The 15,376-nt window shown below is 61.1% G+C and carries 9 protein-coding genes; 4 read left to right on the plus strand and 5 right to left on the minus strand.

The genetic code is table 11. The features are described 5' to 3' along the window. Positions 1–10 precede the first annotated feature (10 nt). Both ACILSL_RS15480 and ACILSL_RS15485 read right to left on the minus strand, forming a co-directional pair. The gene (locus tag ACILSL_RS15480; protein WP_395732950.1) at positions 11–1,015 is read right to left on the minus strand and encodes an Ig-like domain-containing protein; all 1,005 of its coding nucleotides are present in this window, start codon (positions 1,013–1,015) and stop codon (positions 11–13) included. Next, positions 1,012–2,124, minus strand: coding sequence for a hypothetical protein (locus ACILSL_RS15485; RefSeq protein WP_395732951.1), 1,113 nt, complete (start codon positions 2,122–2,124; stop codon positions 1,012–1,014). Before ACILSL_RS15485 ends, ACILSL_RS15480 begins: the two co-directional genes overlap by 4 nt. A gap of 140 nt (positions 2,125–2,264) precedes the next feature. On the opposite strand from ACILSL_RS15485, the gene ACILSL_RS15490 reads away from it, so the two are divergent. Further along, a complete protein-coding gene (locus tag ACILSL_RS15490; RefSeq protein ID WP_395732952.1) occupies positions 2,265–4,442 on the plus strand; it encodes a transglycosylase domain-containing protein in 2,178 nt (725 codons plus the stop codon). Positions 4,443–4,452: 10 nt separating this feature from the next. On the opposite strand, the gene ACILSL_RS15495 is transcribed toward ACILSL_RS15490, so the two are convergent. Next, positions 4,453–8,622 (minus strand): vitamin B12 dependent-methionine synthase activation domain-containing protein, encoded by a 4,170-nt coding sequence (locus ACILSL_RS15495; RefSeq protein WP_395732953.1) that lies wholly within the window; start codon positions 8,620–8,622, stop codon positions 4,453–4,455. Between the two features lie 114 nt (positions 8,623–8,736). Between ACILSL_RS15495 and ACILSL_RS15500 the strand changes: the two genes are divergently transcribed. Together ACILSL_RS15500 and ACILSL_RS15505 are read left to right on the plus strand one after the other, a co-directional pair. Beyond that, positions 8,737–9,339, plus strand: a complete 603-nt coding sequence (locus ACILSL_RS15500) for a helix-turn-helix domain-containing protein (RefSeq protein WP_395732954.1) — start codon at positions 8,737–8,739, stop codon at positions 9,337–9,339. A 23-nt stretch (positions 9,340–9,362) separates the two neighbouring features. Further along, a complete protein-coding gene (locus ACILSL_RS15505; RefSeq protein WP_395732955.1) occupies positions 9,363–11,570 on the plus strand; it encodes a M60 family metallopeptidase in 2,208 nt (735 codons plus the stop codon). 18 nt (positions 11,571–11,588) lie between these two features. Here the strand turns inward: ACILSL_RS15505 and ACILSL_RS15510 are convergent, their stop codons facing one another. Continuing rightward, positions 11,589–12,959 carry a DUF1501 domain-containing protein gene (locus ACILSL_RS15510; RefSeq protein ID WP_395732956.1) on the minus strand — a complete coding sequence of 457 codons (1,371 nt, stop codon included), beginning with the start codon at positions 12,957–12,959 and terminating at the stop codon, positions 11,589–11,591. Positions 12,960–13,061: 102 nt separating this feature from the next. Further along, complete coding sequence (locus ACILSL_RS15515; protein WP_395732957.1) at positions 13,062–14,381, minus strand: PQQ-binding-like beta-propeller repeat protein; 1,320 nt, start codon at positions 14,379–14,381, stop codon at positions 13,062–13,064. 67 nt (positions 14,382–14,448) lie between these two features. Here ACILSL_RS15515 and ACILSL_RS15520 point away from each other — a divergent pair, with 67 nt between their 5' ends. Beyond that, entirely contained in the window at positions 14,449–15,375 is a 927-nt protein-coding gene (locus ACILSL_RS15520; RefSeq protein WP_395732958.1) for a dihydrodipicolinate synthase family protein, read from the plus strand. Position 15,376: the final 1 nt, after the last annotated feature.

The following is a 15,376-nucleotide window of genomic DNA, read 5'->3' on the forward strand; positions in this document are numbered from 1 at the left end:
GGGCGCATTTCTAACCACCCACATTGAAGGTCAACGTGGTTATCGCGGTTGCTTTCGCCGGTGCATCGCGATCCACCTCAAAGGGTCCGAGCAGGTTGTTACCCGCCAGATCTTCGAGCAGGGGGTCGATCTTCAGAAAGCAGGCTCCTGGCGTCCAAGCAACCCCTGGTGTGAAGGAGCAAGTACGCGCATCTGCGGCCACGGTGACCACACCGGCGAGTTCAGCCTCACCACGTTGAACCTTCAATGCGGAGGCAAGCATCGCAGGATCCAACGGTTCATCGAATATGACCACCAGCGGATCACGAGTTCCCGCCTTGGGCGCAGTGATTTGCCAGCGCAGCGGATCGGGGCAGGTGTGATCCACAGCCCCGGCTGCGAGTGTGAACACCGTTTCCTTTCCTAGAGCCACACCGGTGGTCGAGCGCCAGCTGGCAGCGATCCTGAGGGTGTGTGGGCGGTGCTCCTGCAGAACAGGCCCTTCATCAAGATTCAGGTTCACGCCGGTTTTCTGCCGCCCCGGATGCAGCCAGAGGGTGAGACGTTGCCCATCCGGCGACCAGAGCTCAGTCTCACGAAAAGCGCCGTGGACCACACTGCCATCCTGACGCTGCAAGGTGATGCGGTCTAGAAACACACCCTGCTCCATCGGCTGGCTGAAGTGCAGGTAGAGCTTGAGCGCATTGGCAGGGAGCACCGTGGGAGAGGGCGAGATGGTCACGGTCGGCGCAGCGGAGGGTGGCTGCGCAAACTGCAGGCGTTGCGAGTTCCAGATGCCGTCCGCCTTTTGAAACTCGACGCGATAGGTTTCTCCTGGAACCAACGGCAGTGCGGCGGAAAAGCGCACGCTGGCGCTTTCCTTTGTAACGCTGCCGAACAGAGGTTCGGCGGCGGCCCCACGAAACACGCGGACATCGCTCCCCCGAGCTTCGATCTGCCCGGCCCCGTTCACCCACACATCTGCGGCGAATGTGGCAGAGCAGAAGAAGCCGAAAAGACTGAACCAGCGTTTCACGGCAGAGCTGCGACTTCGAGGTTCAGCGTGCCTTCGGTGTCGCGCAGAACGACGGCCTCGGTTTCGCTGAGCTTGTCCACCTGCACGGCACCGAAGAGCGCATCCACGATCTCGATGCCCTCGGGGCCCTTGGGCTCCTTCTCATCGCGACGCGCGGCGTTTTCATTGGTCTTCTCCGGTGCTTTGGCATCGAGATAATCCATGCTGATGCGCGCGCCCCACATCTTGCTGGGGCCAAAGGCGTTCTGCTTGAAGCGCTGGGTGTGTACCACGAGCCACTCCTTGCCGCTTTTGTCCGAGTAGCTGAAGAGGTCGAGCGGGCGGTTGCCGCTGCCGAGCTCCACCATGCTGACGCCTTTGACCTGGGCTCCGCTCTGGATGTCGTCCACCTTGAACTTGGCCACAGGCGTGCAGGCAAAGGCGCCGACGACAAAGGTGCCCTCTTTGGACTGGTAGGGGATGAAGCTCTGGATGGGGGCCTTGGTCTCCCACTTGCGATGAGCGACGTGGTAGGTCTCGGCGCTGAAGACGCTGGCGGTGGCACCGTTTTTGAGCGGTACGGGGATGGTGAAGATGCGGGAGGCGAATTCTTCATTGCAGGTGCCGGTGGCAAAGATGCGGTCTTTGTCGAAGGCGACGTCGGTGATGTTCGTGACCTTGCTGGCGGTGCCGCCGGGCAGGGTGATGCGCACCCAGGACAGAGGCGCTAGATTCAGCGGAGCGACTTTGCCGTCCGCTCCGACGCTGACAATCAGCACCGCATTGTCCGGGCGGCGCTGCACGCCGAGATAAATGCGACCGCTGGCCGGATTCACCGCGAGATCCTTGATCGTGATGTCCTCCTTCTTCGCGCCCAATCCGGCCGCGATCTGAGAGCCGATGTCGGCCACCGGCTGGGCGAGGCGCTCGCTCTTGGGGCCGATGTCACCTGTTTGGACAGCCACGACGCTGGCCGTGGCCGGTTCCGCCACCAGCAGCAGGCCTTCCGGCCCGAAGCTGAGCGAACTGAGGGACTGGATCTGCAAACCGCCTTTTTGCGGCGATTCGAGGAGTGCGGCGGACGCGCCGAACGTGGTGACGATGAGGAAGGAGAGACAGAGGGCTTTCATGGTCGGATGGGTTGGGGCAGGCGTATGGTACGGGAACCGAACGCGAAATGTCACGCCCGAATGTGAAATTGAAGTTCACAGCGAGTTCATCGTCTGAGGCTTGATCTTTGGTCCAAAACCAGCGACCCGATGACTGCCCCATGAAAAAGAAGCCCACTGAAGAGCGCAAGCCGACGAAACCCACCCTGTCGCGCTGGCAGTCCTTCAAGCGGCTTGGCGTGATTTTTCTCATGGGAGGTTCGCTGCTTTGCACGCTCACAGCGGCGGTGATCATCGGCGTTTACAGCCATCTGGCGAAGGCCTATGACCTGACCAAGCTCGGGGACATGCCGGAGCGCACGATCGTGATGGACTACAATGGCGAAGTCCTCGGCCGGATGCATGGCGAGAACCGCATCATCGTGCCGCTGAGCGAGGTGTCGCCATGGTTTGTCAAAGCCCTGCTGGCACGTGAGGACTCACGCTTCTACGATCATGGCGGCATCGACTACAAAGGCGTGGCGCGCGCGATGGTGCGCAACCTCAAGGACATGCGAGTGGTGCAGGGCGCGAGCACGCTGACGATGCAGCTGGCGCGCAACAGCTTCCCGGATCTGGATGACCGCAGCATCCACCGCAAGCTGGTAGAGATGATGCTGGCACGCCGAATCGAAAAGGCCTGCACCAAGGACCAGATCATCGAGCACTACGTCAACCGCATCTTCTACGGCCCGGGGATCTACGGGGTGCAGCGAGCCAGCCAGGTTTACTTTGGCAAGCATGCCAGCCAGCTCAGCCTGAGCGAGGCGGCGATGATCGCGGGCATCATCCGCAGCCCGGTGCGCTTCTCGCCATTCCGCAACTACGAAGGAGCACTGAAGGAACGCGACACTGTGCTCAAGCGCATGCTGGAAACGAAAGTGATCACGCCGGAGGAGGAGATCGCAGCCAAGTATGCGGACATCGCCCTGCATGCGCAGCCCGTGTTTCAAAGCCAGGGCGGCTATGCGCTGGACACCGTGCGGCGTGACTTGGATTTGATTTTGGAGCAGCAGGAGATCGAGGACGGCGGACTGCAGGTCTTCACCACCCTGAATAAAAACCTGCAGGACGCAGCGGAGGCTGCTGTGGAAAAGCGCCTGGCTGCTGTGGAAAAGCAGCATGGCTATGCGCACCCGAAGAAGGCGGATTTTGACAAGACCTGGGACGGCGCGCAGGAAATCGCCTCCACACCCTATTTGCAGGCGGCGCTCATGATGCAGGACAACAGCACCGGGGGCATCCTTGCCCTCGTGGGCGGGCGCGACTACCGCCACAGCAAATACAACCGCGCCACCCAGGGGGAGCGGCAGATCGGATCGACAGTGAAACCTTTCGTGTATGCGGCAGGCATCGCCTCTGGTTTCATGCCTGGCACGCTGATCAATGATGCGCCGATTCAACCCGGAGAGATTGACGGGGCTGATCCGGGCTGGAGTCCGCAGAACTCGGATGGCAAATTCCTTGGCCCCACCACGCTGACGGATGGCATCGTGAAAAGCCGGAACACCATGACCCTGCGGCTGGGCAACTACGCCGGGATTGATCGTGTGATCGATCTGCTCACCAACGCCGGCTTCAGCAAGCCTGCCGAAAGAACGCCGCAGATTTTCATTGGCAACATCGGCGGCAATCCGCGCCAGCTTACCAGCGCGATCAGCATCTTCCCCAATCAAGGTCTGCGCCGCCGGCCTTTCCTTATCGACCGCATTGTCGATAAAGCGGGCAACATCATCTACCAGACTCCCGTGCTCGAATCCGAAGTCATCACCCCGAGCGTGGCGTTCCTCATGCGCAACATCCTCGCCCAGGTGCTGGACCGAGGAACTGCGGCATCCCTGCGCAATGAATACGGTTTCAAAGAACCCGGCGGCGGCAAGACCGGCACCACGAACGATTACAAGGATGCCTGGTTCGCCGGTTTCACAGATCGTGTGAGCTGCGGCATCTGGGTGGGCCTGGACAAACCGCAGACGATTGTCGAAGGCGGCTACGGCGGAACCCTCGCACTGCCCATTTGGGCCGACGTGATGAAAAAAGCCGTCGCCCTCGGGTACAAGACCGAAGTGCCCAAGGTCACGCTGCCGCTCTCGCACGTGACTCTGTGCCGCGTGAGCAGCCAACTGGCGACCGACGGCTGCGGCCGTGCGGGCATGGCGTATGATGAAGCCCTGCCCTACGACCTGGTGCCAAAAAACTTCTGCACGGAACACGCCGGTTACGCCGCCCCACCGGCACGCCAGGCACCCCAAGGCCAGAAACGCGGATGGTTCGACCGCTTCCGGGGCTGGTTTCAGTGAGAGGGCGGACTCAATAGCCGAGCCAGGGACCGAGCCAGCGTTCAGCCTCTGAGAGCGTCATGCCCTTGCGCTGCGCGTAGTCTGCCACCTGATCTTTGCCCAGCACGCTGATGCCGAAGTAGTGCGACTCAGGATGCGCGAAGTAAAGGCCGCTGACGGCGCTGCCGGGATGCATGGCCATGCTTTCGGTAAGCTCGACGCCGGTCTTGGCAGTGGCATCGAGCAGATTAAACAGGATGGGCTTCTCGGTGTGGTCTGGCTGCGCGGGATAGCCCGGCGCGGGACGGATGCCACGATACTTTTCCTTGATGATTTCTTCGCGGGAAAGCTCGCCGGGTTTTTCATAGCCCCAGGCGTAGCGGGCCTGCTGGTGCAGGTATTCAGCGAAGGCTTCGGCAAGGCGGTCGGCCACGGCTTTGGCGATGATGGCGCGGTAGGGATCGTGAGCGGCCTCGAACTCCTTGGCGAACTCGTCCGCACCGTGAATGCCGACGGCGAACCCGCCGATGTAGTCCGCGCGACCGCTGTCCTTGGGCGCGACATAATCGCTGAGAGCGTAGTTTGGCGTGTCCTTCTTGATGACCTGCTGGCGCAGGGTGTGGAAGACCGTCTTCACCGTGGTGCGTGACTCGTCGGTGTAGACTTCGATGTCATCGCCAATGGCGTTGGCGGGGAAGAAGCCCATGATGCCGCGCGGGGTGAAGCGGCTCTCGGCAATGACGCGGTCGAGCAGATCGTTGGCATCCTTGTAAAGCTTGAGGGCCTCGGCCTCGGCTTTGGCCTTCATCTCCGCATCTTCCTGTGCGGATGAGAAACGCTGCTCGGCAGCGATCCAGCGGCCACGCAGTTCCCAGGAGTGGAAGAAGGGCGACCAGTCGATGAATTCGCGCAGAGCGGTGACGAGCTGCGGGCCTTCATAGACCTTCGTGCCGAGGAAGGTCGGCGTGGCGATGTCCTGCGTGGTCCAGTCGAACTTGACGCCTTTCTCGCGGGATTCGGCGATGCTGAGAAGCGCACGGTCCTTTTTTTTGCCGTACTCTTCACGCAGGCGTGCATGGCGGGCTTCATTGCTGGCCACAAAGGCTTCACGCTGATCTTCGCTGAGCAAGGAAGTAGTCACGGGCACGCTGCGGGAGGCATCCAGCACATGTACAATGCTGCCGCTGTATTTTGGCGCAATCTTGATGGCCGTATGCGCCGGGCTGGTGGTGGCACCGCCGATGAGCAGCGGCTGCTTGAAGCCACGCCGCTCCATCTCACTGGCCACATGCGCCATTTCATCAAGTGAAGGGGTGATGAGGCCGCTGAGGCCGATCACATCGGCACCGACTTCGAGGGCCTTTTCCAAAATTTTGTCGCATGGGACCATGACGCCCATGTCGGTGACTTCGAAGCCATTGCAGGCCAGCACGATGCCCACGATGTTTTTGCCGATGTCATGCACGTCGCCTTTGACGGTGGCGAGAACGATCTTGCCACCGCCCTGTTTGGCGGCCTCGGCCGGGATCAAGTCTTCGGCGGTCAGGCCATTGGCAGAGCCGGCTGCGCCACCGGTGGTGGACTGAGCATGGTTGAGGAATGGAGCGACGACGCGGTCGGAGTTTGAGGAGTCCTTGCGGAGGCTTTCGAGCTTCTGCTGAAGAGCGGCCTCGCCCTCCACTTCAAACACAGCGCCGAGTTCGGCGGCGAGCTTCACTTCGGCACGGCGCTCTTCGAGGCTCAGGCCGCTGCCAGGCGTGTAACTGAAGGATTCGACCACGGCGACAGCGCCACCGCTTTCCAGAGCAGTGATGGTCTTGGCGGCGACTTCGATCAACAGTGCACGCTCACGCGCCCTGCGAGCCTTTTCAATTTCCATGAAGGGCTGCAGGTAGGCCACGCTCTGCTTCATCACGCGGGCGCTTTTCACGACCTGCGGAAGGAACATTTTGCCGGCGCCGAAGAGATCGCCCACGACGCTCATGCCATCCATGAGGGGGCCTTCAATGACAGAGAGCGGCTTGCCGAGCTGGGCCAACGCCTCGGCGGTGTCTTCGTTGATGAAGTCGGTGATGCCACGCAGCAGGGCGTGCTCCAGACGCTTTTCCACAGGCCCCTGCCGCCAGCTCATGTCGATCTCGACCTTCTTGGTGGTACCGGCCTGGCCTTTGAACTGCTCGGCGTAATCGACGAGAATCTCGGTGGCATCCGGGCGACGGTTAAGGATGACGTCCTCGACCTTTTCGAGCATGTCCTTCGGGATCTCCTCGTAGACTTCGAGCATGCCGGCATTCACGATGCCCATGTCCATGCCCGCCTTGATGGCATAGTAGAGGAACACGCTGTGCATAGCCTCGCGCACCTTGTTGTTGCCGCGGAAGCTGAAGCTGATGTTGCTGACGCCGCCGCTGACCTTGGCGTAGGGGAGGTTCTCCTTGATCCAGCGTGTGGCGTTGATGAAGTCGAGCGCGTAGTTGTTGTGCTCCTCCAGACCGGTGGCCACGGTGAGGATGTTGGGGTCGAAAATGATGTCCTCCGGCGGGAACTCAACTTCATCCACGAGGATGCGGTAGGCGCGCTCGCAGATGCGGATCTTGTCTTCATACGTGGCGGCCTGGCCCTGCTCGTCAAAGGCCATGACCACGGTGGCGGCACCATACTGTTTGATCTTGCGGGCGTATTCCTTGAACTTTTCCTCGCCCTCCTTGAGGGAAATGGAGTTTACGATGCCTTTGCCTTGCAGGCACTTGAGGCCGGCCTCGATGATCTCCCACTTGGAGGAGTCCACCATGATGGGCACCTTGTTCACCTCGGGCTCAGTCTGGAGCAGGATGAGGAATTTGGTCATGGTGGGCACGCCGTCGATGAGGCCTTCGTCCATGCAGACGTCGATCACATTGGCACCGCTCTCCACCTGCTGACGAGCGACGGCGACGGCTTCCTCCAGCTTGCCCTCCTTGATGAGCTTGGCGAATTTCGGAGATCCGGCCACGTTCGTGCGCTCGCCGATCATGAGGTAAGGCGGGCGCGTGGGCTTGGCCTCGGGGTCGTCGGCGGCAGGAGCGCCCGGGGCGAATACAAAAGGCTGGGAGCCGCTGAGGCGCATGGTGTGCGGATCCGCAGGAACCTGGCGCGGAGGGAGGTTTTCCACCGCCTTGGCAATGGCGGCGATATGCTCCGGCGTGTTGCCGCAGCAGCCGCCCATGATGTTCACGAAACCGCTGCTGCCGAAGTCCTTGGCAAACACCGCCATGTCTGGCGGGAGCAGGTCAAAGCCTGTCGGTGCCAGCGGGTTGGGCATGCCGGCATTCGGATAAGCGGAGACGAAGCAGTCGGCCTTGGCGGAAAGCTCTTCCAGAAAGGGGCGCATCTTGTCCGGGCCGAGGGAGCAGTTCAGACCGATGGACAGCGGCTTCACATGCCGCATGGCATTGAGATAGGCCTCGGTCACCTGACCGGAGATCATGGTCTCGCCGCCGGGTCCAACGGCAGCGCTGATCTGCACAGGAAGCTCCACCTGATCCTCGGCAAACACCTCGCGGATAGCCACGAGGGCGGTCTTGGCATTGAGGGAGTCAAAGATCGTTTCGACCATCAAGGTGTCCACCCCACCGGCAATGAGGGCGCGAACCTGATGCTTGTACGCTTCCTTCACCTGATCGAACGTGACGTAGCGGAAGCTGAGATCGGAGAGATCTGGGAACTGCGAGAGCGAGACGGTGAGCGGCCCGATGGCCCCGGCGACGTAGCGTTTCCGCCCGGTCTTTTCGCCCACGAGATCGGCCCACTTGCGGCACTGTTTGGCTGACTCGAAATTGATCTCCCACGCGAGGTCGTTGAGGAATTTGTCCTCCAGCACGGTCTGGAAGAATTCGGGATCTTTGCGCCGACCTTCCGGCACTTCTTTGAAAAACTCGGCCTGGGCGATGCTGGTGCCGCTGAAGGTGTTTGTCTCGATGATGTCCGCGCCGGCTTCCAAAAAGCGGCGGTGGATGTCTTCGATGATGTCCGGACGGGTGATGGAAAGGATGTCGCCGTTGTTGAGCAGATCCTTCTCGTTGGAGAGGAAGCGGGTGCCGCGGGCGTCTGCCTCTTTCAGCCCATATCCGCGAATGGTCGTGCCCATGGCACCATCGATAACCAGAATTCTCTGGCGCATGGCGGCTTCGAGTTCAGAGCGGACATTGGGTCGTGCGGGCATGGGGGAAATTAGCGTTTTAGCTGGGGAGGTCAACAGTCATATCAACGCATCATGATTTGAGCATGTGACTATTATTTCTAATTTACAAGAGGACCATCCGTTATACCGACACCGATGCCCCCGAAATCCAAAGCCGCCCCCTCCATTGAATCCAGCCCTGAGGCCATCAATGAGAATCTGGGCAAGCGGGTGAAAAAACTGCGGGGTGACCGCGGCTGGTCACTGGAAGAACTTGCCACGGCGAGCGGTGTGAGCCGGTCGATGCTCAGCGAAATCGAGCGCGAGAAGGCCAATCCGACCCTGACGGTGACATTCCGGATTGCGCGGGCGTTTGGGCTGACCTTGCAGGAGTTGATCGAAAGCGCCGAGGCCAGCGCTTCGAAAATCCAGGTCATCCGGGCGAATGACCGCGCCCAAGTGTACCGCAGCGACAAGCAGTGCGAAATCCGCACGCTCTCGCCGATCAACCTCGAAAAGGACGTGGAGTTCTACGAGCTGACACTGCGCGCCGGCGGCACGCTGCGCAGCCAGGCGCATTTTGAAGGAACACGCGAATTCCTGACCGTGGAGGACGGCAGCGTGCGCATCGAATCTGACCAGCACAGCGAAGAACTCGGCAAAGGCGACTCCGGCACCTACCGCGCGGATGTGCCGCATGCCATCGTCAACACCGGCAAGGGGGACGCGCTGGTGTTCCTCGTGGTGATTTATCGCTAGGACCTTATTTTCCCAACCCAACCATGAAATTAATCACCACACTCGTCCTCCTCGGCTTTGTCGGGGTCTCGCATGCACAGATGCCGCCCGCGCTCGTGAATGCCGAACGCGCGAAAATCCTCGAAGGCGTCAAATCGGTGCCGAAGGCGGGTGCGCCAGGGCCCGTTGGGATCTGGGGAAACATGGCGTTTCCCATTCTCTCCGCGCCAGACAAGGACGGGGTGGAGATTGCTGTCGCGGCGGCGGCGGGTTATGCGAAAGGGCGCGTGATTCTGTTTGGTCACAACAGCTACCTCGCCGGGGGTGAAGGCGGGGATCATGCGAAGCTCATGGAGAACTGCGTGCACTGGGCAGCGAACCACAAAGAGAAGCTTCGTTTGGGCCTCAAAGGCGTGAATGCGGTCGCTTTGTACAAGCAGCACGAGTTCAATGTGGAGACCTTTGACAAGGTCGATAAAAAAAGCCTGAGCGGCTACGATGTCGTCATCGTGAACATGCAGGGCATCATCAGCGCCGAGGAAGGCGCGGCGGTGGCGGAGTATGTGAAGGGCGGCGGCGGCTTCATCGGCGGGATGACGGGCTGGGCTTTTGGCCAGACGAGCGGCGGCAAAGACCTGGCGGTGTCGCACGGCCTCAACCAGGCGCTGATGCCTGCGGGCGTTGCGATCACGGACATGAGCGCGTTTGACCAGTTGCGCAGCTTTGAAGCGCGCACGGAACTGCCCCAGATGATGAACGCCTCGGAGGCGATCAGCGCGATCAAGAAGCAGCGCGACGGCGGGCCTTCGCTGACGGCGGAGCAGATGAAGCAGGGCACGAACGCCATCCAGATCGCGATGGCGGCGCAACCGCCGGACCGCAGCAATCTGAAGTCCGCCGTGCTGGCCGCCCTGGGCAGTGCAGGCGCTGATACCGTGGTGCCGACAGCCCAGGCACCGCTCACGGCCGACAAGCATGCCGCGCAGCGTTTGCGCCTCGGCATGGAGACACGAGTGCTGCGCCTCGCGGCAGGTGAAGGTGTGGCCGCTCACCCCGCGCATGCCGCCTTCCCCGGCCAGGTGCCTGCGGGAGCGCCACGCGTTTCAGGAGAAATTAAAGTCACCCCCAGCATCCCGGGCTGGACCAGCACCGGCCTCTACGCGGCAGCAGGAGACACCATCACTGTTACATTGCCGGAAAAGCTGGCGGACAAGGGCTACGCAGTCCGCATCGGCTGCCACAGCGACACGCTTTACCACCTCGACAAATGGGAACGCGCGCCGGACATCACGCGCAGTGTGCCGCTGGCCACTGCGACGACGAAAACCGCGAGCGCGTTTGGCGGGCTGATCTACATCGAGGTGCCGGGGCGGGCGAAGGAGGAAGAGGCATTTACCGTGGCGATTCAAAACGCGGTGCCTGCACCGCTGTTTGTGCTGGGGCAGGATGATGATGCCAAATGGGCCGAGATCAAAAAGCGCCCAGCGCCGTGGGCGGAGCTGGCGTGTGACAAGCTGATTTTGAGCTGCCCGACGGAGGTGGCGCGGACGATCAACAACCCGACGCAGCTGATGGAGTTTTGGAAGCTGGTGGTGGAGGCGCAGGATGACGTCACGAACCAGACCGCCGAGCGCAAACGGCCTGACAGAATCGTGGCGGATGTGCAGATCAGCGCGGGCTACATGCACAGCGGCTACCCGATCATGATCCCAACAAGCGCGGCACCGGAGATGACGACGTTTGGCAAACTGAAGTTCCCGGGCTGGGGTTTCTATCATGAGATCGGTCACAATCATCAGCGCGGTGATTTCACCTTTGATGGAACCGGCGAGGTGACGAACAACGTCATCGGCATGTACTGCTATGACGCGGTTTTGAAAAAGGACTGGTTGATCGGACATGGGGCCATCTCCGAAGAGGCGCGCAAGGAGCACATCCAGAAGATCAAGAAGGCCTCGAACAAATGGCAGGTGTGGAAGAGCGAGCCCTTCACGGCGCTGACGACGTACATCCAGCTGGTGCAGGAGTTTGGGTGGGAGAGCTGGCGCAAGTATCTCTACAGCTTTGATGACCCCCAATTCGGCCCTGCGCCGAAAGGGGATGATGAGAGACGTGACCAGTTTCTGGTGCGCTACTCCAAGATCGCGAACAAGAACCTCGGACCGTTTTTTGAGGCGTGGGGCATTCCCGTCAGCTCAGCCGCGAAGGCGGAGGTGAGCAAACTGGACCCGTGGATGCCGAAGGGGATGTGAGCCATCGGGCCGTCATCTTCACACCCGGATCAATTCACGGATCGGGGTGCCGTTCGGCACGATGGGTGTGGGGCGACCGCTGAAGTCGTTGATCGTTTCTTTGGCGGAATCGATGCCCAGGTGGTGGTAGATCGTGGCGAGGAAATCGTGCGGCGAGTTGGCGTGCTCGGTCACGTCTTCGCCGCGTTTGTCACTTTCACCAATGATGCCACCGGTTTGCAGACCGCCACCTGCCCAGAGATTGGTGAAGGCACGCGGCCAGTGGTCGCGGCCCGGCTGAACGACACCTGCCGCCGCGCTGGCTTCTCCGGCGCCGGAACTGGCGACGTGGCTGATTTTGGGTGTGCGCCCAAACTCACCACTGACCACGACGAGCACGCGTTTGTCGAGGCCGCGCGCATAGACATCCTCAATCAACGCTGAAACGGCCTGATCGAAGGCTCCAGCACGGAAGCGCAGAGCATCAAAGACATGATGGTTGACGGCGTGATCGTCCCAGTTGCCCACGCGACCACACTGCGGGCCATCGAGGCAGCTTGTGATGATCTCCACACCCGATTCAACGAGTCGGCGCGCCAGCAGCAGCTGCTGGCCCCAGCGGTGCATGCCGTAGCGTTCACGAGTGCGCTTGTCTTCCTTGGAGAGATCAAACGCATGCCGCGTCTGCGGATTGGTGAGCAGCGTCATCGCCTGCGCTTCGAACTGATCCATCGCGCCCATTTCGCCAGCGGCATCGACGTTGCGCTCCAGATTGTCGAGACTGTGCAGCAAGGCCATGCGGTCATTGAGACGGGCCAGCTTGGATGGATCGGAGAGGCCTACGTTTGGAACCGCGAAATCCGGGCGGCTGGGATCGCTCAGGACCGCCAGCGGCGAATAGGCGGCATTCACAAACCCCGGGCCGGCAATGGTGAAGCTGTCGTAGTTGATGATCGGGTTCACGCCGACGTAGTTCGGCAACGGACTGCTGCGCTTGTTTTTCGAGCGCATGAAATTCGCCACGGTCATCCAGTCCGGCAGCAAGGGCTTGGGTTTGTCACGGGCATCCGTGTCGCCACTGAGCATTTGCAGCGATCCAGCCGGATGGCCGCCGCCGGTGTGCGTCATTGAGCGCAGCAGGGTGAATTTGTCGGCGATTTTTGCCTGCAATGGAATCAACTCGGTGAGCTGCATTCCGGGCACTTTGGTTTTGATGGTCTTAAACGGGCCACGATACTCGCTGCCGATGTCCGGCTTCGGATCATAGGTGTCGAGGTGCGAGCAACCACCGCGCAGCCAAACCAAAATGACAGCGGTGCGTTCACGCGCAGGCTTCGCGGCATTCTCAGCGCGAAGCTTGAGCAATCCCGGCCAGCCCAGGCTGGCAAACCCCGTGAGACCGAAGCGCATGAAGCCACGCCGGTCCAAAGGACCGGAACAAACAGGCGGGGGCGAGGCAGAAGGCATGTGCACCCATACGGCTGCCAGCCGGGAATTCTTCGGGGCAGAGGCTCACTTCGCCAGCGATGCGCAGATGATTTCTTCGTCGTTGCGCATGAAAACGCATTTGTTTGCGAAGGCGGGGTGGGACCACACTACAGCGCGGCGAGGATCGGTGGTGGTGGGTTTGAGGAGGCTGGTGCGGCTGAGCTCCTCGTAACTTTTGGGGGAGAGTTTGGCGATGATGAGATCGCCCTGTTCGTTGGCGAGGAAGAAGCGGTCGGCGTTTTTGATGATGAAGGCATTGGCCCAGCGGACGAGCGGGCCGCCTGTGGTGGCGGCCATGCTCTCCCAGAGGCGCTCGCCGGTTTCGAGCTTGAGGCAGCGGAGCTGGCCATAGCTGCAGACGCCGTAGATATGACCGTTTTCAATGAAGGGAGTGCTGATGAGGCTGTGCAGGGTATCAGTATTTTTTTCGCTAAAGCTTTTGCCCTCCCAAAGCAGCGTGGCTTCGGGCTTGGTGGCGTCGAGCTTGAAACACTTGGAGCTGGTGTAGAAGGAGGTGAAGAAGAGGAGATCTCCCGCCAGGCGTGGGGTGGGAACGGTGAGGCCGAAGCGCACGTCCCAGGGGTAGGACCAGAAGACTTTGCCGGTGGCGGGATCGAGGGAATTCACGGACTGCGGATGCCAGAGGATGAGCTGTTTGGTGCCACCGGCCTCGATGATCATGGGCGAGCCGTAGCCGGGTTCGCGTGCGTCGAGGGCGCGCCAGAGCTCCTTGCCGGTGTCTTTGTCGAAGGCAACGGCGACGCTGCCGGGACCGCCGCAGAGGCAGATGAGGCGCTGGCCATCGAGCAGCGGATGACCGGAGAAGCCCCACATGGGAGTCTTGGCGGCGTATTCGGATTTGAAATCGTGCGACCAGAGAGCCTTGCCGCTGGTGGCATCGAGGCAGAGGAGATTTCCCTCCGCGCCGAGAGTCCACACCTTGCCACCGCTGACCAGCGGGGTGCAGCGAGGGCCGGTAGAGTAGCTCATGGTGTAGGTGCAGTCGTAGCGGTGCTCCCAGATAAGGGAGCCTGATTTTGCATCGAGGCAGAGGACGCGCTCGGTGCCGGGAATGAGGCCACGGGCGAAGGCGTTGCCGGGGATGCTGGCTTTGTCCGCCACCTGACGATCCATGAGATAGACTTTGCCATCGGCCACAGCCGGGCCGGTGTAGCCGCCGCCGATTTTGACACGCCAGAGCACTTTGGGACCACCTGCAGGGAAGGTGTCGATGATGCCGGACTCACGCCAGACGCTGTCGCTTTGAGGCCCGAGCCACTGGGGCCAGTCATCGGCACGGAGCATGGCTGACAGCAGGAGAAGGATGAGAAAGGCGGAGCGCATGGACAAACAAACTCACCACCATGAATCATGTTGCAGAGGAATTGGTGTATCGCAGGTTTGGAGCATTATGCTGAACCTGCCCGACTCCCAACGCCTGCACAGCCTGGTCACGGCCACTCACACGCCCTTTCATCCCGATGGCTCGCTCAACCTCAAAGTGGTGGAAAAACAATCGGAGTTCCTACTCTCCAAAGGCGTGAACACCGTTTTCATCGGCGGCAGCACCGGCGAAAGCCACTCGCTCACCTACGATGAGCGCCACCTGCTGGCCAAATGCTGGATGGCGGTCACGAAGGGCACCGCCATGCGTGTGGTGGTGCATGTGGGGGCCAACTGCGTCGCCGATGCGAAAGCACTGGCGGAGCAGGCCGAGGATCTGGGTGCAGCAGCCATCGCTGCGCTGGCTCCCATGTACTTCAAGCCGAAGAACGTCGAGGTGCTGGTGGAGACGATGGCGCAGATCGCCTCGGCAGCACCTGACACTCCCTTTTATTATTATGACATTCCTTCGATGACGGGCGTGAATCTCCCGGTGCCCGATTTCCTGCAGCAGGCGGGCAAACGCATCCCGAACCTGGCCGGTGTCAAATTCACCAACCCTGATCTGATGGCCTATCAGTACGCCCTGCGCGCTGATGACGGCGCCTGGGACGTTCCCTTTGGCTGTGATGAACACATGCTCGGCGCTTTGGCGATGGGCGCGAAGGGAGCTGTCGGCAGCGGATTCAATTTCGCCGCTCCCATTTACCTGCGACTGCTGGCCGCTTTTGCCGAGAAGGATTTTGCTGCAGCACAGCGGGAGCAGTTTCGCGGAGTGCAGATCATCAGCACCCTCGTCAGCTACGGCTACATGGGTGCGGCAAAAGCTGTGATGGCCATGCTGGGTGTCGATGTCGGCCCGGCGCGTCTTCCCAACACCACGCTCAGTCCTGCACAAAGAGACAAGCTGCAGAGCGAACTCGAAGCCATGGGCTTCTTCGAGTGGGTGAAATAAA

The organism is Prosthecobacter sp. (assembly GCF_044222345.1).
Classification (GTDB): Bacteria; Verrucomicrobiota; Verrucomicrobiia; order Verrucomicrobiales; family Verrucomicrobiaceae; genus Prosthecobacter.

What these genes read in the sequence shown, in the direction of transcription:
- ACILSL_RS15485 (WP_395732951.1), bottom strand. Translation starts at nt 2,124, where the DNA reads ATGAAAGCCCTCTGTCTCTCCTTCCTCATCGTCACCACGTTCGGCGCG.
- ACILSL_RS15490 (WP_395732952.1), top strand. Translation starts at nt 2,265, where the DNA reads ATGAAAAAGAAGCCCACTGAAGAGCGCAAGCCGACGAAACCCACCCTG.
- ACILSL_RS15495 (WP_395732953.1), bottom strand. Translation starts at nt 8,622, where the DNA reads ATGCCCGCACGACCCAATGTCCGCTCTGAACTCGAAGCCGCCATGCGC.
- ACILSL_RS15500 (WP_395732954.1), top strand. Translation starts at nt 8,737, where the DNA reads ATGCCCCCGAAATCCAAAGCCGCCCCCTCCATTGAATCCAGCCCTGAG.
- ACILSL_RS15505 (WP_395732955.1), top strand. Translation starts at nt 9,363, where the DNA reads ATGAAATTAATCACCACACTCGTCCTCCTCGGCTTTGTCGGGGTCTCG.
- ACILSL_RS15510 (WP_395732956.1), bottom strand. Translation starts at nt 12,959, where the DNA reads ATGCGCTTCGGTCTCACGGGGTTTGCCAGCCTGGGCTGGCCGGGATTG.
- ACILSL_RS15515 (WP_395732957.1), bottom strand. Translation starts at nt 14,381, where the DNA reads ATGCGCTCCGCCTTTCTCATCCTTCTCCTGCTGTCAGCCATGCTCCGT.
- ACILSL_RS15520 (WP_395732958.1), top strand. Translation starts at nt 14,449, where the DNA reads ATGCTGAACCTGCCCGACTCCCAACGCCTGCACAGCCTGGTCACGGCC.